1 protein-coding gene is annotated in these 819 nt (G+C 63.6%); it reads right to left on the bottom strand.

Annotated features, from left to right (window positions below):
• A partial coding sequence (locus LRH25_RS32585; protein ID WP_231013297.1) for a beta-ketoacyl synthase N-terminal-like domain-containing protein occupies window positions 1-819 on the bottom strand: 819 nt, incomplete at both ends.

Below are 819 nucleotides of genomic sequence, written 5' to 3'. Positions count from 1 at the left end.
CTCCTGCTGCACGACGAAGGGCGTGGCCTCGAAGTCGATGTTGGGGTTCAGGACACTGGAGTGCAGGCTGGGCGCGATCTGGCGGTGCTTGAGTTGCAGCAGGACTTTGGTGACGCCGGCAATGCCGGCTGCGCTTTCGCAGTGGCCGATGTTGGATTTGGCCGAGCCGATGGCGCAGTACTGCCTGTCGCTTGTCCATTGGCCGAAGGCTTTGGCCAAGCCTGCGATCTCGATCGGGTCGCCCAGGCTGGTGCCGGTGCCATGGGCTTCGATGTAGCTGATGTCCCGCGCGTCGATGCCGCCGTCTCTGAGTGCGCGCTCTATGACTTTGGCTTGCGCGTTGGGGTTCGGGACGGTGTAGCCGTTGGTCTTGCCGCCGTGGTTGATGGCGCTGGCTTTGATGACGCCGTAGATGTGGTCACCATCAGCTTGGGCTTGGGCCAAGGGCTTGAGCAGGATGGCGCCCACGCCTTCTCCGGGGACGTAGCCTTCTCCGCCCTGGCCGAAGCTTTCGCAGCGGCCTTTGCCGGAGATGAATTTGCCCTGGGCGAGCATCAGATACTTGTTGGGGTGCACCGAGACGTTGACACCGCCGGCAACCGCCACGCTGCAGTTGCCTTGCCGCAGGCTCTGGCAGGCCAGGTGGATGGCGGTGAGCGAGGACGAGCACATGGTGTCCAGGGCCAGGCTGGGGCCGCTGAAGTTGCACCAGTAGGAGATGCGGTTGGCAATGGAGGCGGGGCTGTTGAAGACGGCCAGGTTGTGGCCTCTGGCCTGTTCCTGTGCGCCGTAGAGTTGGTATTCCTCGTACATGACGCC

The organism is Ideonella azotifigens, assembly GCF_021043325.1.
In the GTDB taxonomy this organism is placed as follows: Bacteria; Pseudomonadota; Gammaproteobacteria; order Burkholderiales; family Burkholderiaceae_C; genus Ideonella; species Ideonella azotifigens.
This window is presented reverse-complemented; position numbering and strand designations above follow the sequence as displayed.